The organism is Paraburkholderia sp. AV2 (genome assembly GCF_054968425.1).
In genome coordinates, this window is sequence record NZ_JBANLK010000044.1 from 33,916 (window position 1) to 54,774 (window position 20,859).

At 65.8% G+C, this 20,859-nt stretch carries 15 protein-coding genes and 1 pseudogene; 8 read left to right on the top strand and 8 right to left on the bottom strand.

What is annotated here, in order from left to right; genetic code table 11:
- Positions 1–38: 38 nt before the first annotated feature.
- The 3 genes from V8683_RS24645 to V8683_RS24655 all read right to left on the bottom strand — a co-directional run bounded on the left by V8683_RS24645 (position 39) and on the right by V8683_RS24655 (position 8,666).
- Complete coding sequence (locus tag V8683_RS24645; RefSeq protein WP_411193147.1) at positions 39–4,028, bottom strand: tetratricopeptide repeat protein; 3,990 nt, start codon at positions 4,026–4,028, stop codon at positions 39–41.
- Entirely contained in the window at positions 4,018–6,825 is a 2,808-nt protein-coding gene (locus V8683_RS24650) for a polysaccharide deacetylase family protein (RefSeq protein ID WP_411193146.1), read from the bottom strand. Before V8683_RS24650 ends, V8683_RS24645 begins: the two co-directional genes overlap by 11 nt.
- A gap of 866 nt (positions 6,826–7,691) precedes the next feature.
- On the bottom strand, positions 7,692–8,666 hold the full coding sequence (locus V8683_RS24655) for a LysR family transcriptional regulator (protein ID WP_411193145.1): 975 nt from the start codon (positions 8,664–8,666) through the stop codon (positions 7,692–7,694).
- A gap of 81 nt (positions 8,667–8,747) precedes the next feature.
- On the opposite strand from V8683_RS24655, the gene V8683_RS24660 reads away from it, so the two are divergent.
- From V8683_RS24660 to V8683_RS24690, 7 genes and pseudogenes are all read left to right on the top strand, one after another.
- Positions 8,748–9,278, top strand: a complete 531-nt coding sequence (locus V8683_RS24660; RefSeq protein ID WP_411193144.1) for an SRPBCC family protein — start codon at positions 8,748–8,750, stop codon at positions 9,276–9,278.
- Positions 9,275–9,931: pseudogene (locus tag V8683_RS24665) on the top strand (zinc-dependent alcohol dehydrogenase family protein); the annotation flags it as partial. The gene V8683_RS24660 and the pseudogene V8683_RS24665, both read left to right, overlap by 4 nt.
- Positions 9,932–10,031: 100 nt before the next feature.
- Positions 10,032–10,529, top strand: a complete 498-nt coding sequence (locus V8683_RS24670) for a pyridoxamine 5'-phosphate oxidase family protein (protein ID WP_411193143.1) — start codon at positions 10,032–10,034, stop codon at positions 10,527–10,529.
- A 322-nt stretch (positions 10,530–10,851) separates the two neighbouring features.
- Positions 10,852–11,877, top strand: a complete 1,026-nt coding sequence (locus V8683_RS24675; protein WP_411193142.1) for an amidohydrolase family protein — start codon at positions 10,852–10,854, stop codon at positions 11,875–11,877.
- Between the two features lie 2 nt (positions 11,878–11,879).
- Complete coding sequence (gene ligK, locus V8683_RS24680; protein ID WP_411193141.1) at positions 11,880–12,563, top strand: 4-carboxy-4-hydroxy-2-oxoadipate aldolase/oxaloacetate decarboxylase; 684 nt, start codon at positions 11,880–11,882, stop codon at positions 12,561–12,563.
- An 11-nt stretch (positions 12,564–12,574) separates the two neighbouring features.
- Positions 12,575–13,303 (top strand): substrate-binding domain-containing protein, encoded by a 729-nt coding sequence (locus V8683_RS24685; RefSeq protein ID WP_411193140.1) that lies wholly within the window; start codon positions 12,575–12,577, stop codon positions 13,301–13,303.
- Positions 13,304–13,374: 71 nt separating this feature from the next.
- Entirely contained in the window at positions 13,375–14,724 is a 1,350-nt protein-coding gene (locus V8683_RS24690) for an MFS transporter (protein WP_411193139.1), read from the top strand.
- A gap of 27 nt (positions 14,725–14,751) precedes the next feature.
- On the opposite strand, the gene V8683_RS24695 is transcribed toward V8683_RS24690, so the two are convergent.
- From V8683_RS24695 to V8683_RS24715, 5 genes are all read right to left on the bottom strand, one after another.
- Entirely contained in the window at positions 14,752–15,699 is a 948-nt protein-coding gene (locus V8683_RS24695; protein ID WP_411193138.1) for a LysR family transcriptional regulator, read from the bottom strand.
- 81 nt (positions 15,700–15,780) lie between these two features.
- Positions 15,781–17,031, bottom strand: coding sequence for an acyl-CoA dehydrogenase family protein (locus V8683_RS24700; protein ID WP_411193137.1), 1,251 nt, complete (start codon positions 17,029–17,031; stop codon positions 15,781–15,783).
- A 24-nt stretch (positions 17,032–17,055) separates the two neighbouring features.
- Complete coding sequence (locus tag V8683_RS24705; protein ID WP_411193136.1) at positions 17,056–17,820, bottom strand: SDR family oxidoreductase; 765 nt, start codon at positions 17,818–17,820, stop codon at positions 17,056–17,058.
- Between the two features lie 37 nt (positions 17,821–17,857).
- Positions 17,858–18,886 carry a phosphotransferase gene (locus V8683_RS24710; protein WP_411193135.1) on the bottom strand — a complete coding sequence of 343 codons (1,029 nt, stop codon included), beginning with the start codon at positions 18,884–18,886 and terminating at the stop codon, positions 17,858–17,860.
- A gap of 47 nt (positions 18,887–18,933) precedes the next feature.
- Positions 18,934–19,608 (bottom strand): histidine phosphatase family protein, encoded by a 675-nt coding sequence (locus V8683_RS24715; protein ID WP_411193134.1) that lies wholly within the window; start codon positions 19,606–19,608, stop codon positions 18,934–18,936.
- A 240-nt stretch (positions 19,609–19,848) separates the two neighbouring features.
- On the opposite strand from V8683_RS24715, the gene V8683_RS24720 reads away from it, so the two are divergent.
- Positions 19,849–20,625 carry a hypothetical protein gene (locus V8683_RS24720; protein WP_411193133.1) on the top strand — a complete coding sequence of 259 codons (777 nt, stop codon included), beginning with the start codon at positions 19,849–19,851 and terminating at the stop codon, positions 20,623–20,625.
- Positions 20,626–20,859 lie beyond the last annotated feature (234 nt).

Here is a 20,859-nt window from a genome sequence, read left to right on the forward strand (position 1 = left end):
TCGGCACGCCCCGAGGCGCACCGTCTTGCGTCGTGAAGTCAATACAGCCAGCGATAGCGTGCGCCGATCATCGTGAGCTGCGAGCCGTTTTGCGCGAGATGCTCGTGCTCGAAGTAAATCGCTGCATGGTCGCCGCCAAATACCGATCCCGCAATGCCGACGTCGGCGTTCAGGCCCCAGCCCTGGACCGTGTCGTGCACGATGCCGAGGTCGAGATAGGGCCGCCAGGCGTGCGTGTAGCGTTCGGCGAGATCGTTGCCGAAGCCCACGTACGCGCCGAACTGCGTGTAGCTGTTCGGCATGAAGGTCGCGGCGGTGATCGGGCTCTCGTCGGCCGGCACGAGCCGCGCAAGCAGGGCGTCCGGCTGGCCGCTGTTGTTGTAGCCGCCGTGCGCAGCCACGAAGCGCAGCGTGTAGTCCGGGTACTCGGTGCGGATCTTGTAGTCCACTTCCGCCTGCTGAACGCCACCCGTGCCGATGAGATTGCGCGCCTGGCTGTAGAAGCGGTCGGCTTCGAGGCTCGCGTTGAACGACCAGCGCGGGTCGATCTGCCACAGAAGATTGCCCGTTACGAGATCCTTCATGCCGCCGACAAAGAGCGTCTGCGTTTCGTCCGCGTCCGCGTTGCGCGCGATCGAGCCCGACAGCGTGACGGGCGAGCCGTTGCCCGTCGACCCGTCGAGGCGGAACGTGTAGAACGAATCCATCCCGTCGCGCCGCCCGAAGCTGGCGTTCACGGTCGAATCGTTGGTCTGGCGGCGCAGGAAGAACGACGCCTGGCGGTCCACGGGATCGACGTTGACGAGCTGCGTCGTGTCGGCGGTGCGCTGCCAGCGCTGGATGCCGAGCAGGCCGATCAGGTAGTGATCCGTGAGCTTGAGGCTGGCCGTGATGGTCTGCTGCACGTAGTCGAGCGGGTGCTCGATATAGTTTTCGATCGAGGTGCCGATCGACTGGTCCCAGAACAGCGACGTTTCGACGAGGCGTTCGTGCAACTGGTCGTCGTACGGCGCGCCGTCGAGGCCCGCGAACGCATGCGCTTGCGCGGCGCCCTGGCGGTCGACGAAATTCTCGGCGTCGATGCGGCTGTAGAGCGTCGGCGCGGTGCTGCGCGAGTCGAGAATCTGCGTGATCTGCTGGGCGTCTTCCTCGGCCAGCGCGATCGTGAGCTGCTCGTTGCGCTGGCTGGAGAGATCGGTCGCGTAGCGGCGCGAGAGCCAGCGTTTGGCCACGTCGTTGCGCTCGAGCGAGAGCGCCCACGCAACGGCGACGTCGCGCGCGACCGAGCGGCGGAGCTTGCGGTACTGCGCGTCGCGCTCCTGCGGCGCGGGCAGCGCATCCACGCCGGGCGCGTTGCCGAGCAGGCTGTGCCCCGATGCATCGTCGGGCGCGCGGGTGTCGGAGGCGGTCAGCGCGGCGAGAAGATGGGCGGCGGTGTCACCGTTCTCCAGCATCTGCGCCAGCATCGCGCGGCGCCCCTGCAGTTGCTCCTTCGCTTCCCATTCGTTGCGTGCGGGCATGGCGAGGGGCTTCGTGCCGGGCCTGGCGCCAGGCTTGCCCGCGTTCCCCGAAGTCTCGTGCAGCAGCGCGATCCAGACGCGCCGCCGCATCGACCACGCGAGCGCCGTGTGCCCGGCCATTTCCTGCGCGTCGGCATAGGTGAGCAGCCACAGGGGATCGTTGCCGCTCGTGACGGCCTGCCGGCGCAGATAGGCGAGGGCGGCCTCCGGGCGGTTCAGTTGCATTTCGCCGGCGGCGTACGGTCCCCACAGCATTTCGTCGTCGAGCGAGCGGTCGCGCCAGCGGTTGAGCGCCGCGCGTAGCTCGTCCTCGGTGCCCGCGTCGACCACCATCCACAGATACGCGGCGATCGTATCGGCGTTCGTTCCCGGCATCGCGACGGCCCGGCGCAGGTCGGCGAGCGCGGCATCGAGGCGGCCGATCTGACGCTCGTACTCGGCGCGCGCGGCGAGGAAGCCCCCGTCGCGCTCGGCGTTGGCGAGCTGCTCCGGCGTGAGCGAGGCCAGCAGCGCGCCGGTCTCGTCGAGGGCGTGCGCGGCGAGGTAATAGTTGATCGCGTCGCGCAGCGGCTGGACCTCGCCCGTCTTGCGGAACTGGCGCGTGGCGGTGCGCGCGGCGTCGATCGGATAAGGCTCGTAGAAGAAGGTCATCGTGACGAGGTCCTCCGGCTCGGTGCCGGGGTTCGTCAGCAGATGCCGGTAGGCGCGGTCGGTGTCCGCGTCGTCCTGCAGCAGGCGCGCGAGCTGGCCGTAGGTGCGCCAGTAGAGCGTGTCGGTATCGCTCGCATAGGGCTCGGCGCGCTTGAGGGCGGCGAGCGCCTCCGCGTAGCTGCCGCGCTGATAGAGCAGATTCGCGCAGCGCTCGGCGTATTCGGTGTTGCGTGGCGAGGCCAGCGCCAGCTTCTGGTAGGTCGCGAGCGCCTGATCGTAGTTGCCGTTGCGTTGCGAAAGCCACGCGTAGCGGCGCAGCATTTCCTCCGTGCGCGCGCCGGTCGCGCGTGCCTTCAGGAACGCGAGGCCGTCGTTGGGGCGGCCGAGTCGTTCGTAGGCGGCCATCACGTCGTCGACGAGCTTGAGGTTGTCGGGCGCGGCGTCCGACGCGTGCACGAGCGACTGCACGTAGGCGTCGTCGTCGTCGAGCATCGGCGCGATGCGCTGGACGTTGCGCCAGGCTTCGGGGTCGTCGGTCGCTTTCGCGTAGGCGAGCCACGACTGCAGCGCGGCCATCGGCTCGTTGTGCCATTCCTGCACTTGCGCGAGACGCTTGCGCCACTCGGGTGCGGCGCCCGGGCGCTGCGCCTGTTTGGCCGCGATCGTTTCGGCGTTCGAAAGATCGTTCGCTTCGAGAAAGGATTGATAGAGCGTGAGCGCGAGCTTGTCGTCCGCGGACTGGGTGCGGGTTGTGCCGGCGGGGCTCGCTGCGGCGGGTACCGACGCAGCGACGCGCAGGAGCCGCACAGGCCGCGCCGACGCAACACCGGTTTCGACGAGCGGGCCGAATGAGCCGAATGGGGCGACCGCGGCGCGCTTCGCACGCACGCGCTCGAAGCGCTCGATGCCGGGTAGCCGCAACCACTTCGCGTGCTGCGGCGCACGGTCTGCGGGCACGTTGGTGGCGACATGTGCTGCGGCGAGCCGTATCGCGCCGGCCTCGGGCGTGCGCTGCGTGACGAACGGCATGAGCGCGCGCGCGTAGCGCTGGACGAGTTCGGGGCGATTCGCGGCCCGCGCCAGTTCGAGCATGACTTCGAGCGTCGCGCGGTCCCCGGAGAGAACGCCCAGATGCGCGCCGCCCTGCGCGAGCGCGTCGTCGAGCAGATTGCCGGCCTGCAGCGCGCGCACGGCGGCGATGAAGTTGCGCCGGGTGTCGTCGCGCGTCGTGGCCATGGCCTGCGCGGCGAAGTAGCCCGCTGCTGCCGCGCGATAGTCGCCCGTCGCCAGATACAGGCTTGCGGCCTCGCGCTGCCAGTGCTGGCGGCGCTCGGGGTCCACGGCGATGAGCCGCTCGTTGTAGCGCGCGGCGATGCCCGGCGCGTTCACGGCGAGAGCCTGTTTCGAGAGCCATTGCAACTGGCTGGCGTCCTGCGTTTCGGCGACCATCGCGCCGAGCAGCGCCTGGGTCCTGGCCGTGTGCGTTGCGCGCTCCGGCGAGCCGGGCCTGGCTGCGAAGGTCTTGATCAGCTCGCAGCGCAGTTGCAGGGAGTCGGCCGCGCGGCGCTGTTCGGGCGTGCCGAGCGCGGCGAGCCGCGCGGCGATTACCTCTGCGTCGTCGAGCCGGCCGAGCCCGAGGTATTGCTCGCCCAGCGCTTTCAGATAGACCGGGTCCGCGGGCTCGCTGCGCAGCCACGCTTCGAGGTAGGCGGTGTTCAGTTCGTTCGGCGTCGTATCTTCGACCACGCGCGAGCGCAGGTGTGCCGCGCCGTAGACGCCGCTCAAGGCGGCCACGAGCGCGAGCGTCGTCGCGGCGAGCGCCAGCGGCGAGGCAATGCGGGGCCGGTCACTGGCCACAGTTCACCTCGACCGGCTGGTAGGTCACTTCGACGCCCGGCACGGCCGGCACGACGATGTGCAGCGTGTCGCCCTGGCGCTGCGTGGTGAGCGCGCGGCCACCGCTGCTCGCGCGGCATTGTCCGGCGTGCGCCACGTCGATGAACGGCTGGTAGTAGCTGCCGAATTCGAAGCGCAGGCCGCGCGCGGTGCGCTCGAAATCGCGCACGAAGCCGTTGGCTTCGGCGAGGTAGGGCAGCGTGCCGTTCGGGTCGGGCTGTGCGAGCGTGAAGCGCGCGCTGCCGCCGTCGAAATGAATGTAGGTGCCGTCGGGGCCCGACGAGTAGCCCGTCACGCCGGAGGCGTCGGCGAGGCGCGGGACCTCGTTGCCGTTCCAGTGCAGTTCGCTCACGCTGCCGTTGCCGCGCACGAGCCAGCCGTCGCCGTCGCGGGCGACCGCGAAGTGATGCCAGTCGAGCACGATGCGCTCGTAGTCGGTCACCTGCACGGGCAGCACCGGTTGCGCGAGCACAGTGCTCATGATCGTGTCGAGCGAGCGCAGCGACGCGAGCTTGGTGCCGCTGTACATGTGGTAGTAGATGTCGATCGGCTTGAAGCGCAGCGGCTTGTCGGTCATCTCGAAGGTCTGCAGCACCTGATCGAAGCCGTAGAACGGGCCTTGCCAGTCGTTCGTGTAGACGTTTTCATCCTGGTTCGGCGCGAGGACCTGGTAAGCGCCGGGCCCCTTGTCGATGCCGATGGGCGCGATGTTCGTCCAACTGTTGTTGCCGCGCGTGATGACGGTGTCGCCGCCGTTGAAGTTGTAGACGCCGGCATCGTAGGTGCGCTTCACCGCGACGGCGGGCGGCATGCAGTCGCCCGACCATTGCAGGACGAGCACCTTCTTGCCCGGCGGCGCGAGACGCGTGTTGATGTACTTGATCGAACCGAAGATCTCCCGGTCCAGATTGAAGTGGTAGCCGGGAATGTTCAGCGAGAACGCGGAGTCCGAGCCGCCGCGATCGGTGCGCGAGCCGTCCTTGCCGTTCACCTCTTCCCAGATGAACGGGTGCGAGTAGGTGTGCGTGCCGATCTCCACGTAGGGCAGCGCGAACATCTTGCGCGCGATGGCTTCGAGGCGCGGCGAAATCGCCGGATACAGGCCGTCCGGACCGACCTCGCCCTCGATGACCGAGAGCAGGGTCGGCACGGGGTAGCGCGTCCAGATACGCTCGTAGAGCGCTTCGCCCGAGTAGTCGGGACCGGGGAACTCGGCGCGCGAGGCGAAGCCGTCGCCGTCCACGTGCGTCATGAAGAGGCGTCGCCCGTTTTGCGTGGTGGTGCTCGGTCCCGGCAGCGCGGCAAGGCGCAGGGTCGCCTTCAGGAAGCTGATGGGCTGGATCACCCAGCGCTCCTGGTCGATGCCGCTCAGGGATACTTCGGTGTACTGATTCAATGCGAAGCCGCCCCACGGCATTACGCCGACAGCATCTACGCGTGTGCCGTTCGCATCGATACCGAGGAGCGAGCGGCCCGAGCCCGCGACGCGCACGGATGGCAGGTCGCGCGGGTCCGGCTTCGGCATCGTCTCGAAGCCGACCATGGGGTCCTGGGTGACGATGGACAGCGGCCCCGTTAACTGGCCGCTTACGGAGGCAAGGCCCGGGAGCTCGCTCGAATCGCCGGCGCTAAATCCGAACTGGCCGAGAAAAGCGATTGGCACGTGCGCGGCGGTCACGCGCCGGATCCAGCGGCGCCAGGACATCTGATCGGCAACGTCGCCGTGCTCGATCCACACGACGACGCCGGCGTAGCGGTCGGGCGTCACGTTCGCCGGCAGCGGGCCCGAGATGTCCGCGTACTGGACGTCGTAGCCCAGGTAATTGAGCGGCGTGGCGAGCACGCGTACGCCCGGTGTCAGGTCGAGCTGGTCTCCGGTCTCGCGGTCCTGCACGACCAGCACCTTGCGCGGCATTACCTCGATGCGGCCGATCCCGACTACGTCCTGATCCGGATCCGTCACGTAGGCGTCGAGCCCGGCGGCCAGCGCCTGCTGGGCGGTGTGGCGCGCGCATGCCCGGTCGGTGGCGTCGCAGTATTCGAGCGTGACGACCGGCACGCCGGTCTCGCGCGTGAGCGCCTTGGCCGCTTCGAGCGCACCTGCCGGGCTGGCGGCCGGCGTGGCGTCCGCCGTCGCGCCAGCAGCAAGGGGCTCGGTGAAGAACGGGCCGGCGAGCACGGCGTAGACGTCTTTGGCGTGGGCGCGCGCCGCGTTCAGCGCGTCGGCGCCGCCGAGCACGATGGCGGCATCCGGGTGGGCCGCGCGAATCGCGTCGAGCGCGGCGATGGCCACAGGCGTATCGAGCACGAAGCCGCGGAAGCCGCGCTGCCAGAGCGGCGCGATTTCCTGTTCGACGAAGGCGTCGGCGCGCTCGCCGGGCTGCGCGGTCGTGCGCGCCAGGTAGATCGTATGAGCGAGGGGGCGTGAGGCAGGATCGAAGCTGCGCGCCGGATCGAGTACCACGGCGTCGAATGCCTGCAGCCTATCCATCGGCGGATCGTCGCCGTCGAACGTGGCGAGATTGACGTGGCGTGCCGAGGCCGTCGCCGTGCTGGTGGAGAGAGGGAGCGTCGAAATGGCCGAGCTGGCTGCCGTTGCCGCTGCCGTCGTCGCGGCGGCGGGAGGCGACCCCCAGGCCGCATGAGAACACGCGCTGGCGGCGAGGCACGCAACCAGAATGCGTTTTATCTCAAAAATACCCGGCAACCGGCCCGCGAGTCGCGCGCGCAGCGCGATCTTATGTACAAGACTTGCCAACTTTCCACACCCGGTAAGAATTTAGTCGGCGGAGAACACTTCAGCGCGCGTAAATCGGTCGGTGGGATTATTGAATTCCGACGAGGCGTAGCCCGGTGCGCGGTGCGGTTGACTCCCTCTTTAGGAGGCGCAAGGTAACATAAATATGTAGAAAGTCAAAGGCATGTTAAATGTATTTTTCTATTTTAACGTTTTACATGTTGTTTTAGATCGACATTGGAGGCGGTTTTAAAAACGAACGGTTGGACTTTCTTTGGAGTGCGGTCTTTGCAGGGCTGGCGTATGGGGCGGTCAAGTCAGGAAGATGATGATGCATCGAGTTATCGGCTGGCAAAAAAATTGTAGTCAATAAATCTGGCCCTTTGCATGCGAAAGATCTTGACAAAAATGGCAATGGGGCGGGGTTAACCAGTGTCGTGCCCGGTTTCCCCTTGTTTTTCGCATAAAGGGTAAATACGGATTTTGGTCTTGTGAATTTGACGGCATTCACGCCCGGAGAAGCCGCGAAACCTCTGACCGCTTTGCAGTCGCAGGTGAAACGCCGGTGATGCGTCAGAATTTTTTGAGGAAGGCCTGCGGCGCCGATGGGCAGAGGGCAGACGGAGAGGAGCGGCTACCCGCTAACGCTTCATGCCGAGCAAAATCGCCGTCATGGTCATTACACGGTCACGGAATGGTTGCCGCGCGAAGTGAAGCAGCCGCGCGCGGGGTTCTGCTGCGGCGCATCAGCCATCTCGTCGTCGCGGCTGCTGTGACTCATGACCTGACGGTGGTAACGCGAAATGTCGACGACTTCGCCAGTACAGATACCCGCGTGCTAACCCTCTTCAAAGGGTAGCGTCGGAGAGGGGCAACCGGAAAGCGCATCACCTTCTTTCAGGCTTGGTCCCTGTTGCCTTACGCCGTCGCCTGGCAGCGCCCGATGCCCGCTCGTCAGGCAAATCCACACAGGTCCTGAAAAGCAGTTCCCGCACCCAGCGATGCCCCGCGTCGTGATGCCTACGCTCATGCCACACCGCATATTTCGTGAATCCCGGTATGTCGAGCGGCGGCTCGAACTGCACGAGGCCATCGGCATGCGAGGTCAGCCGGCCAGGCACCACGGCGATCAGGTCGCTCTGGCGCAGGATCTCGGGCAATACAAGAAAGCTCGTCACCGAAAGGGTAACGCGCCGCGCGCGCCCGAGCCGGGCCAACGCTTCGTCGGTTACCCCTTCGAAGCTGCCACCTGTGTAGGACACCAAAGCATGGTCCAGCGCGCAGAACCGGTCCAGCGTGAGCCGGCCTTTCGCGGCGCCGGGATGATCCGCACGCATGATGCAGATGTAGCGTTCCTCGAAGAGGCGCCGCGCGTGCAGATCCGCCGCGGTACTTTCCAGCGTGACCAGCGCCAGGTCGATCTCGCCGCGTTCCAGTTGCGCGTGCAGTCGCGCGTCCTGAACGGGCAGCACGGCAACGCGAATGCCGGGCGCCTCGCGTCGGAGCACCGAAAGAAAAGGCGCGACGACGGCGCGCAGCGCGTAGTCGGTGGCGGCGATGGTCAGCACCATGCTGGCAGTGACGGGATTGAACGCGGCCGGCCGCAGCAAGCCCTCGATTTCGCTCAGGATCTGCTTGACGGGGACCGCCAGTTCCAGCGCGCGAGCGGTCGGCACGATGCCGCGCTGGGTGCGCACGAACAGCGGATCGCCGAAGCGCTCTCGCAGGCGCGTAAGCATGCCGCTTACGGCAGGCTGGGTCAGCGAGAGCCGCGCCGCCGCGCGTGTGACATTGCGTTCGTCGAGCAGGGCATCCAGCGCCTTGAGGAGATTCAGGTCCATTGTCCTGATATCACTGTTCATGATGACAAAAATAGATATTCGCGATTAGATTTATTTCAGCATAACGCCCATCATGAGCGGTGTCCATCAAGGAGCTGGCGAATGAAAATGAACGCAATCCTCTGGCCCGAGGGCTATGTGCCGGGCTTTACCGACAACTACGCTTCGAACGAAGTGATCGTGGCGGGCCTGAGCGCGGCCGACGTCTGGCCGCTGCTGGGCGCGCCGTCGAGCTGGCCTGCTTACTACGCGAATTCGGCGAACGTCCGCTTTTACGATGGTAAAGGCCTCGAGCTGGAAAATGGCGCACGCTTTTACTTCGAGACCTTCGGATTCCCGGTGGAGGCACAGTGCAACGAATACGTTCCGCCGGCCGGCGGCCAGCCGGGTCGCGTGGCCTGGCACGGCTGGGCGGGCGAGGAAGGTGCCGAAGCGCGTCTCGACGTGCACCACGCGTGGCTCGTGGAGGATCTCGACGGCGGGCGCGTGCGCATCCTCACGCAGGAGACCCAGAAGGGCAAGCCGGCGCAGGAACTGCACAAGACCAAACCGAACCCGATGATCAACGGTCATCAGGACTGGCTGGACGGGCTCGTCGCGGCGGCCCGCAAGGAGAAGGAGAATCAATCATGAAGGCCATCGTCGTCAAGGCGCCGGGCGGTCTCGATCGCCTGGAAGTTCGCGATCTGCCCGACCCGGGGCAGCCCGGCGCAGGTGAGATTCGCGTCGCACTGCACGCCACTTCGCTGAATTTCCACGACCTGCTGGTCGCCAACGGCAGCATCCCGGCCGCCGACGGCCGCGTGCCGATGGCCGACGGCGCCGGCGTGGTTGAGGCCGTGGGCGCCGGGGTCACGGAGTTTCAGCCCGGCGATCGTGTGGTGTCCTGCTTTTTTCCGCAGTGGCCGGCCGGGCCTGCGTTCGACGCCGTGGGCAGTTTCGCCGGTACACCCGGCGATGGTATCGACGGCTACGCCGCGCAGTACGCGGTGCGGCCGGCCAGTGCTTTTACTCACGCTCCGCGCGGCTGGAGCCACGCGGAAGCGGCGACGATCACGACTGCCGGACTCACCGCCTGGCGCGCGCTGGTGGGCGACGCTCAGTTGAAGGCGGGCGATGTCGTGTTGACCCGCGGCACGGGCGGCGTTTCGATCATGGCGTTGCAGATCGCGAAAGCGATGGGCGCGCAGGTCACCGTCACGTCCTCGTCCGACGACAAGCTCGAACGCGCTCGCGCATTGGGGGCCGACCACGGCATCAACTACCGCCAGCACGCCGACTGGGCAAGGTCGTGGCCGAATGGTGAGCGCGATTCGGTTCGCCTTGCGTCGAGGTGTCTGCGTCGAGTCTAATGGAACGTCGACAGCTTGAGGCAAGGAGAAACCGATGGACGAACGCGAGGCCGTGCGCAACGCGGCGCCTGGCACGGCCGCACTACCGCAGCCGGTGTTGCAGAAGCTCGACGGCGACCATCTTGCAGCGAGCCTCGGCGAGGCGATTCGTCTTTCGACGCTCGGCCCCGATGGCTGGCCGCATGCGGCCCAACTGAGTGTCGGCGAGATGCTGGCCGTGGGGCCGGCCGAGCTGCTCGTTGCGATCTGGCCGCAGTCGAATACGGCCCGGAATTTGCAGCGCGATGGGCGGTTGACGCTGTCGCTCGCTCACGACGGCGCGCTGCTGGAGATACGCGGCCGCGCGAGCGTCGCGGCGGAGCATCAGACGGCGCTCGATCTCACCGTGTTCCGGGTGGCGATCGAGGCAGTCGACGAGCATCGCGCGAAATACGCAGAGGTACTAAGCGGCGTGACGTTCCGCCTGCACGAGCCGGAGAGGGTGCTCGCGCGCTGGCGCGAGCAGATCGCGATGCTGCGCGGCTTTGCCTGAGCGAGGCTTGCCCATACCGCCGACGCGGCGATTGCGAACTCTTTCACGCGGTATCGATTCTGTTTATGGGAGACCGTGCGCGCGGGTGGATCGCGGGCATGTTCGTACGCTTTCGCCGCTAGCCGCGACCAGCCTTGTCCCGCAAGGCGCGGCGCCCTGCGCGGGAGGCATCGCGCGTGCCGTTCCAGGCCACGGACGGCCCCCGCGACAGCCCTGATTTCTGGTTAACCCCGTATAGCCGGACCGCTGGCCGGCTCCCTATCTTCATGTTCGATCTGTCGCGACCGCTCGCCAGGGCGGCGCGAACGCCAAAGGATGGTTCATGATTATCGATATCCACGGTCACTACACGACAGCGCCCAAGGCGCTGGAGGCCTGGCGGAACCGCCAGGTCGCGGGCATTACCCATCCGGCCGAAATGCCCCGGGCTTCCGAACTGAAGATCGGCGACGACGAGCTGCGCGAATCGATCGAGCAGAATCAGTTGCGCCTCATGCGCGAGCGCGGTCTCGACCTCACGGTGTTCAGCCCGCGCGCGAGCTTCATGGCGCATCACATCGGCGACTTCGAGGTGTCGAGCACCTGGGCCGCGATCTGCAACGAACTGTGCTACCGCGTGAGCCAGTTGTTTCCGCAGCATTTCATTCCGGCCGCGATGCTGCCGCAGAGTCCCGGCGTGGACGTCGCCACCTGCATTCCCGAGCTCGTGAAGTGCGTGGAGCAGTACGGCAACGTGGCGCTCAACCTCAATCCCGACCCGTCGGGTGGGCACTGGACGAGCCCGCCGCTCTCCGACCGCTATTGGTATCCGCTCTACGAGAAGATGGTGGAGTACGACATCCCGGCGATGGTGCACGTGAGCACGAGCTGCAACGCGTGTTTCCACACCACGGGCGCGCACTACCTGAACGCGGACACGACGGCGTTCATGCAATGCCTCACGTCGGACCTGTTCCGCGATTTTCCCACGCTCAGGTTCGTGATCCCGCATGGCGGCGGCGCCGTGCCGTACCACTGGGGTCGTTTCCGTGGTCTTGCGCAGGAGCTGAAGAAGCCGCTGCTCGAAACGCATCTGCTGAACAACCTCTTCTTCGATACCTGCGTCTATCACCAGCCGGGCATCGATCTGCTGACCAAAGTGATTCCTGCCGACAACATCCTGTTCGCGAGCGAAATGATAGGCGCCGTGCGCGGTATCGATCCGCAAACGGGACACTATTTCGACGATACGAAGCGCTATATTGAGGCATCCGAAATGAATCCCGATCAGCGCTACAAGATTTACGAAGGCAACGCGCGGCGCGTGTATCCGCGCCTTGATGCCGCGCTCAAGGCACAAGGACGCTGACCATGTACGAACTCGGAGTCGTTTATCGCAACATCGCGCGCGCGGACAGCCGTGCCGCTGATGGGCTCGGCGCGCTCGGCAGCGCGACCGTGCACGAAGCCATGGGCCGCACGGGCCTCATGAAGCCGTATATGCGGCCCATCTACGCCGGCGCGCACGCGTGGGGCACGGCGGTCACGGTGCTGCTGCATCCCGGCGACAACTGGATGCTGCACGTGGCGGCCGAACAGATCCGCCCCGGCGACGTGGTGGTGGCGGGCGTCACGGCGGATTGCACCGACGGCTACTTCGGTGATCTGCTCGCCACGAGCTTCAAGGCGCGCGGCGCGCGGGCACTCGTCATCGACGGCGGCGTGCGCGACGTGAGCGTCTTGCAGCACATGGACTTCCCGGTGTGGAGCAAGGCGATTTCGGCCAAAGGGACGATCAAGGCGACGCTCGGCTCGGTGAACATTCCGGTGGTCTGCGCGGGCGCGCTCGTGCACCCGGGCGACGTGATCGTGGCCGATAGCGACGGCGTGGCGGTCGTGCCCGCCGCGAAGGCGCTGGATACGCTGGACAAGGCCAGCGCGCGCGAGGCGCTGGAGGAAGAGAAGCGCGCGAAGCTGGCCTCGGGCGTGCTTGGCCTCGACATGTACAAGATGCGTGAGCCGCTCGAAAAGCTGGGCCTGCGCTACATCGACTGAGGGCGGCAATCATGGCACGGCAGCCCTCGCTCATGGGTATTTCGTCGATGGCGACGCGTCTCGTTCTGGCGGATTTCGTCGAGGCCTGGCGCTCGCGATTCGCCGGAAACGAGGCAACGGCTCCGTACATCGAGTCGGTGGGCGGCGTGGAAGCGGCGCGCCGCGTAGCGGAAGGCGAGCCGTTCGATTTCGTGGTGCTTGCCGACGATGCGCTCGCGCGTCTGGGTACGCAAAGGCACGTCGACCTGGGCACGCGGGTCGAGGTGGCGCGCTCGGGCGTGGCGATCGCCGTGCCGGCCGGCGCGCCGGCCGTTGTGCCACTTCCCGCCCTGCACGACGAGGACGCCGTGCGCCGCGCAGTGCGGGAGGCTCGTCGCATCGGCTATTCGACGGGACCGAGCGGCGCGCATCTCGCGACGCTGCTCGATCGCTGGGGCATGGCGAAGACCGTTGCCGATCGCCTCGTGCAGGCGCCGCCGGGGGTGCCGGTGGCCTCGCTGCTCGCACGCGGCGAGGTGGACCTGGGTTTTCAGCAGTTCAGCGAACTCGTCAACGTTCCGGGTGTGCAGATTGCCGGCGCGCTGCCGGACGACATCCAGCTCGTGACCGTGTTTGCCGCCGCGTGCACCGCCGCAACTTCGCAGCGCGCGGCCGTGCAGGCTTTCCTTGACTTTGTCGGCGCACCGCAAGGCGACGGGATCCGGCAGCGCCACGGCATGGAGGCGCCTGTGCGCGCCTGAAGCGGTTGGGATTGGAAAAGCGTATGCCGCTTCGGTGGCGGATCTCACTACAAAGAGAGAGGAGACAACAGATGTCGACCAGCAAGACGATTGATATCAAGGCGTTCATCGACGAACGCCCCATTTCGGCCTGGCAGTGGCTATTGGTGGCGCTGTGCTTTCTTGCCGTGACGGCGGACGGGATGGACGTGGCCATCATGGGATTCGTGGCGCCTTCCGTCATTCACGAGTGGGCCATTTCGCGGCCGGCGTTCGGGCTCGTCATGAGCACCGCGCCCATTGGCCTCGTGATCGGCGCGCTGACCGCGGGTCCGGCTTCGGACCGCATCGGCCGCAAATGGGTGCTCGTGGCTTCCGTGTTTTTGTTCGGTGTCTTTACGATCCTCACTGCGTTCACGCAGTCGCCGGCATCGATGGCCCTGCTGCGGATTCTGAGCGGCATCGGCCTGGGCGCGGCCATGCCCAATTCGACGACGCTGCTCTCGGAGTACTCGCCGCAACGCAAGCGCGCACTCCTCATCACGATTATGTTCACGGGCTTCAATCTGGGCTCGGCCTTGATCGGGTTTGCCGCCGGCTGGCTCATTCCGGCGCACGGCTGGCGCGCCGTGCTGATTTTCGGGGGTGCCGTGCCGCTTGCGCTCGTGCCGCTGCAGATCTGGCTGCTGCCCGAGTCGGCGCGTCTTCTCGCCGTGCGCGGCGCTTCGCCGGTGCGCATTGGCGCGGTTCTCGGCCGGGTCACGGGGGCGCGCTTCAACGGCAACGAGACCTTCGTTTCGAACGAACCGCCGCTGCCCACCCGCAAGCCCATTGGCGTGCTGTTCTCGCACGGCTACGGGGTGATGACGATCGCCCTGTGGGTAACGTATTTCATGGGACTGCTCGTCATCTATCTGCTGACCGGCTGGCTGCCCACGCTGATCAAGGACGCGGGCCTTTCCGTGACCGTGGCGGCCAACGTGACGGCCATGTTCCAGATTGGCGGGACGATCGGCGCGGTGCTCGTGGGCTGGGTCATGGACAAGGCGCGCCCCGCGCGCGTCATCAGCCTCGCGTACGTTGGCGGCGGAATCTGCGTGCTGGTGCTCGGTGCGATGGGGGCGTTGTCCTCGTCACTCGCACTGCTCGTGTTCGCGGCCGGCTTCTGCATGAGCGGCGCGCAAACGGGCCTCAACGCCTACGCGCCAGGACGCTACCCGACTGTCGCGCGTGCGACGGGGGTTAGCTGGATGCTGGGCATGGGCCGCTTCGGCAGCATTTTCGGCTCCGCCATCGGCGGCGCGCTGCTGGGACTTGGCTGGCAATTCGGCGCCGTGCTCGGGATGCTTGCCGTGCCGGCCGTCCTCGCGGCCATCGGCATACTCGTTTCGCAACGCACAGTGAGTGCGGAGCCGGCGGCGCAAATGCGCGCCGCGCAGTGAGCGCTGTGACCGGGCCGCTACGGGATGCTACGTGAGGGCGCGCGCCCTGCGGCGTTTGCGCTCCGGCTGTTCCGGCACACTGGCGCGCTCGCTCAACAGGTCGATCACCTTGCGGCGTAGCCAGATGCTGGCCTGATCCTGTTCGCTGCTGCGATGCCAGTACAGATGCCATTCGAGCCGCGGGAGCCCGAATGGCAATTCCAGAATTCGCGCGTCGTGCCGTTGCAGAAGCTGGACCGGCGCGGTCAGCGCGAGATCGGTGCGCAGCGCCACGAGCGGTGCCACCATGTAGTGCTGCACGCGCATCTGGATGCGTCGCGCCTTGCCGAGTTTCTTCAGCTCCGCATCCACGAACCCGCTTCCCTGGCGGCGGCTCGACACCTGGATATGGCCGAGCGCCAGGTAGTCGTCGAGGCTCAGCGTGTCGCCCGCGAACGGGTGGTCGTGGCGCAGCAGGCAGGCGTAACGGTCGCTTCCTAGCGGCAGCGTATGCAACTGCGGGTCGTCGATCAGCGGCACGTCGATGGCAAAATCGATCTTGCCGGTCGCGAGCGCAGTGGACAGTTCGCTGCGCGGCGTGAAATAGCATTCGAGGCTCATGCCCGGCGCCTGTTGCTGAAGCAGTTCGCCGAGTGCGGGCAGCAAAATCGCTTCCGTCAAATCCGGCATGCTCAGACGAAAGGTGCGCTCCGAAGTGGCCGGCACAAAGACGTCGCCTTCGGTCGCGCTGGCCTCCAGCAATTGCAGCGCCTCGCGCACGCGGCCGATGATGTTTTCGGTGAGCGGCGTGGGCACCATGCCGGACGGCGTGCTCACGAAGAGCGGATCGTTGAACGCCTTGCGCATGCGGGCCAGCGCATTGCTGACCGCGGGCTGGGTGATGAAAAGCGCCTCTGCGGCGCGGGTCAGATTGCGCTTTTCGTAGATCGACTCGAATACGACGAACAGGTTCAGATCCAGCTTCGGTGAACGCATCTCACTGCCTCCGTTTGCCCGCCATCATAAACGAGAGGTGTCGTGGCGATGCGTCCGGCCGGATCGTTGCCGCTCAGTGCTTCAGTCGCGCGGCGGGATGTTGAGGTAGGCCGCCGTCGAGCCGAGCCGCTCCTTGCCCCCGCCGATCTCCATGCGGGCGATGGCCTGGAGGTGGACTTCGTCCGGGCCGTCGGCGAAGCGCAGGGCGCGGCCCCAGGTCCAATGATCGGCGAGCGGCGTGTCGGGGCTCAGGCCCATGGCGCCGAACACCTGCATCGCGCGGTCGCAGACCGTGGTGTGGACCTGCGGAATCAATGCCTTGATCATCGAAATTTCTTTGCGCGCCGCTTTCGCGCCCACTTCGTCCAGGAGCCATGCCGTTTTCAGCACGAGCAGCCGGGCCTGCTCGATTTCGATGCGCGACTTCGCAATCCATTCGCCCACCGTGCCGTGCTGATGCAGATACTTGCCGAACGCCTTGCGCTCCTGGGCACGCTCGATCATCAGTTCGAGCGCCAGTTCCGCCGCACCGATCGAGCGCATGCAGTGGTGAATGCGTCCCGGCCCGAGCCGTGCCTGCGCGAGCGCGAAGCCGCTGCCTTCTTCGCCGAGCAGATTCGATGCGGGCACGCGGACGTTCCTGAACGTCACCTCACAATGGCCTTCCGGGGAAACGTGATTCATGACCGGAATATTGCGCACGATCGTCACGCCCGGGGTGTTCGCCGGCACGAGAATCATGCTCTGCTGATGGTGGCTTTCGGCATCGGGGTCGGTCTTCCCCATGACGATGAAGAGCTTGCAGTTCGGATGCGCCGCATTCGTGATGAACCACTTGCGGCCATTGATCACATAGTCGTCGTTGTCGCGCCGGATCGACGTCGTGATGTTCGTGGCGTCGGAAGAGGGGACGTCCGGCTCGGTCATCGCGAAGGCCGAGCGGATCTTGCCTTCCAGCAGCGGTACGAGCCACTGATCGCGTTGCGCGGGCGTTGCGAACATGTGCAGCAGTTCCATGTTGCCGGTATCGGGCGCGTTGCAGTTGAACACCTCGGGTGCCCAGGAGATCCGGCCCATGACTTCGGCGAGCGGGGCATATTCGAGGTTCGTGAGGCGCGTGCCCGACTCGTCGTCCTTCAGGTGCGGCAGGAAGAGGTTCCACAGGCCTTCGGCTTTGGCGATGGCCTTGAGGTCTTCCATGAACGATACGGGATAGTGCCCCGCGTGTACCTCTTCGAGCCATTGCCGGTGGCGCGGCACGATATGTTCGTCCATGAAGCCGCGCACGCGGCGTAGCAGGTCTTCAACCTTGGGGCTATAAGCGAAATTCATGTCGGGTTCCTTCCTTGCGGAGTACTAGATCGTCAGGCCACCGTCGACGACGATGCATTCGCCGTTCGTGTAGCTCGACGCATCGGAGACGAGATAGAGCACGGTGCCGGCCATCTCGCGCGGTTCGCCATGGCGGCGCAGCGGGATCTCGCTGATCCAGCGTTCGTAGATCTCCTTGTTCTCGAACAGCGCACCAGCGAACTTCGTTTTCGTGAGGCCAGGCAACAGCGCATTGACCCGGATGCCGAACGGTCCGCACTCCTTCGCGAATGCCCTGGTCATGTTGACGACCGCGGCTTTTGTGATCGAGTAGATGCCCTGCATGTCGCCGGGCTGCAGCGCGTTGACCGAGGCCGTATTGACGATGGCGCCGCCGCCCTGCGCCTTCATCATCCTGCCGGCTTCCACCGACATGAAGAAGTAGCCGCGCACGTTCACTTCGACGGTCTTGTTGTAGGCGGAGAGGTCCGTGTCGAGGATATGGCCGAAGTAGGGGTTGGCCGCCGCGTTGTTGACGAGAATGTCGAGGCGGCCATGCTTTTCGCGGATATGGGCGAAGATGGCCGCGATGTCTTCCATGCGGCCGACGTGGCATGCGAAGGCTTCGGCGCTCTTGCCGTTTGCGCGCAGGCTTGCGGCAACCGCTTCGCAGTCGTCGAGCTTGCGGCTCGAGACGATCACATGAGCGCCTTGTTCGGCCAGCAGCGTTGCGATGGCTTCGCCGATACCGCGACTGGCGCCGGTCACGAGGGCGATTTTGCCCGTGAGGTCAAAGAGGTTCGTGCTCAATGTCGTTTCCCTAGTTCGGGTTGAATGGCTTGGTGTGTCAGGCGAGCAGGTCCGCGGCGAGCCTGGCGAGCGGCTCGACCATCCCGCCCACCTCGTGAGCATCGGTGCTCGAAGCGTTGCCCTGCATGGCGCGCGCCTTTACGCCCTGGGCAATCGAGGCAAGCCGGAAGAAACTGAACGCCAGATAGAAGTTCCAGTTGGCGATGCCGGGCAGGCAGCATAGTTCGCAGTACTGCGCAACGATCTCGTCTTCCTCGGGAATACCGAGTGCGGCGCGGTCCTGACCGCGCAGTCCCATGATGTGCCCCTTCGAAGGCAAACGCAGGCACATGCAGAAGTAGGCGAGGTCCGCGAGCGGATTGCCCAGCGTCGAGAGTTCCCAATCGAGCACCGCGCGTACGCGCGGCGCGTCGCTGGCGAAGACGAGGTTATCGATGCGGAAGTCGCCGTGCACGAGGGCAGGGCGCTGGCCGTCGGGAGGGCAATGCGCCGGCAGCCAGTCGATCAGCGCTTCCATCGACGCCAGGCGCTCCGTCTCGGCGGCCCGGTATTGCCGCGTCCAGAGCTCGATCTGACGCTGGAAATAGTTGCCGGGACGCCCGTAATCGGCGAGATCCACAGCGTCGATATCGACGTTATGCAGCGCAGCGAGCGTCGCGACGATCGACGCGTAATAGTCGCGCCGCGCTTCGCGGTCTACCTCGGGAAGCGCCGGGCTCCAGAAGATGCGTCCTTCTTCGTAGCTCATCAGATAGAACATGCTGCCGATCACTGCGCGGTCCTCGCACAGATGCACGGCCTGGGCGACCGGCACCGGCGTGGGTGCGAGCGCTTTGAGCACGCGGAATTCACGATCGACGGCGTGCGCCGACTTGAGCAACTCACCGGGCGGCTGGCGGCGCAGCACATAACGGCCGCCGGGAGTGTCGAGCAGAAAGGTCGGGTTGGACTGGCCGCCCGCGAACTTCGTTGCGCGGACCGGACCGCGAAAGCCGGGAAGGTGCTGTTGCAGATACGGCGTGAGCCGCTCGACGTCGAGCGGGAGGCTGGAGTGTTCGCTGGTCATGGACTTCACTGCGGGATTTCGCTGCATGTCGGGTGAACGACGGGGGATCAACCGTAGGTCTGGAACTCGCGGCGTTGCGGGTCATCGAGGTGCGAAACGACATTGAAGCTCGACAACTGAAACGTTTCGCGGTTGAAGAAGCAATGGGTGACGCTGCTATTGCGGATCTGCATGTTCAGCGCGATGGCCGTCGCGGCCGGCGCGTGCAGGATCTGCTGCGTCAGCGCGCCGATTACGCCGCCCGACGTGATCGCCAGTACGCGCTGGGCGTCGCTCTGCTGGATCGCCGCGCGCGCGTCGGCCACGCGCTGCTGGAAGGCTTGCCACGTTTCGGGCACGCGTGCATCGAGCGCACCTTCGGCCCATAAATGGAGGACCTGGCGCAGGGCCTTGAAGAAACCGCGCGGATTACCGTTGACGGCCTCGGCGAGGCTGCGATGTTCGTCGCCGAGGGCGCGAAAGAGCGCGTGGAAATCGTATTCGTCCAGCCCCGGATGAATGTCGCATGCCGCGGGCAGGCCGGGCAGCGCATGCCGGATCGCATCGAGCGTCTGCGCGTGGCGCCGCAGCGTGCCGCTGACGATCCGGTCGAAGCGAATGCCGTTGCGGGCAAAGTGCTCGCCGAGCCAGACGCATTGCTGCTCGCCTGGGGTCGAAAGCTGGTCGTAGTTGTCGGCGCCGAGCGACGCTTGCCCGTGCCGCACCAGATAGAGTTCCGCCATCGCAAAGTCCGCCGGAAAAAGGATTGAGCCAGCATAGCGATGGCGCGGGTATTGATGAAGTTTATTTTTTTAATATGCTGGCATTCATCGTAATGATGATTGTCATAAGCGCAATTTCATCGGCAAGCCGGTTATGACGAGAAATGGTTTGTCAGACACGGTGACTGCCCGCAATATCTGGGGGTACGAAACCCTTACTACATACGGCAAGGCGAGTGCTCTCCGCGTCGTTCGCTCATCATGGATCTTCTGGTTTTCAAGCTCGTCGTTACCCCGCTGTTGCTGCTGGCCGCAAGTCTTGCCGTTCGCCGCTGGGGCGAAGCGGTGGGCGGATTGCTGGTGGGCCTGCCGCTCACTTCGGGGCCGATCTCCGTGTTTCTGGCGCTGGAGCATGGGCCTGCGTTTGCCGCGCAGGCCACGGCGGGGTCGCTCGTCGCCACGGCTGCACAAGCGGCCTTTTGCCTTGCCTATTGCCGGCTGGCGATCCGGGGATGGTCCGTGGCCCTTGCCGGCGCCTGCGCGACGTTTGCCGTCGTGGCCATCCTCCTGCAACGCAGTGCGCTACCGGAAACGGGCCTGTTCGCGGTTGCCATTCTTGCCGCCGCCCTCGCGCTCAGTCTCATTCCCCACAAGGCCGGCAAAAGCGGCCGGCTCGATCCGCCGTGGTGGGATTTGCCCTCGCGCATGGTGCTCATCGCCACGCTCGTGGTCAGCGTCACGATGATTGCGTCTTATGTCGGTCCTGAAGCGAGCGGCGTGCTGGCGTCGTTCCCGTTCATGGCCATCATTCTGGCGGTCTTCGCCCATCGCATGATCGGTCAAGCCGCTGCGCAGCAATTGATGCGCGGCATGGTGGCGGGGCTGCTGGGCTTTGCTGCGTTCTTCTATGTCCTGAGCCTGGCGTTGCCGCGCGTGAACCTGCCGGTTGCGTACGGCAGCGCGATTCTTTGCACGCTCGTGATCCAGGCGGTCTCGTTCTACCGGATGCGCGTTCCGGTCACTTTGCCCGCGGATTAGTCTCGCGCGGGCGCCATGGCTGGACTGGGCGCCCTTAAATCGCGTATCGCGATCGGACTCGCCATGAAGCGGGCATGTCAGACCTTCTGCGCGGGAAGCGGCGGTAGTATGGCGCGCGAAAGCATATGGCGTTTTCCCCTGTTCATCGTCAAAACTGCCCCATGACCTGGAACCCCAGTGTCACGCGGGCGGTATCGAACCCGTCCGGCTTGTAGATCGGCGTGCCCGCGAAGA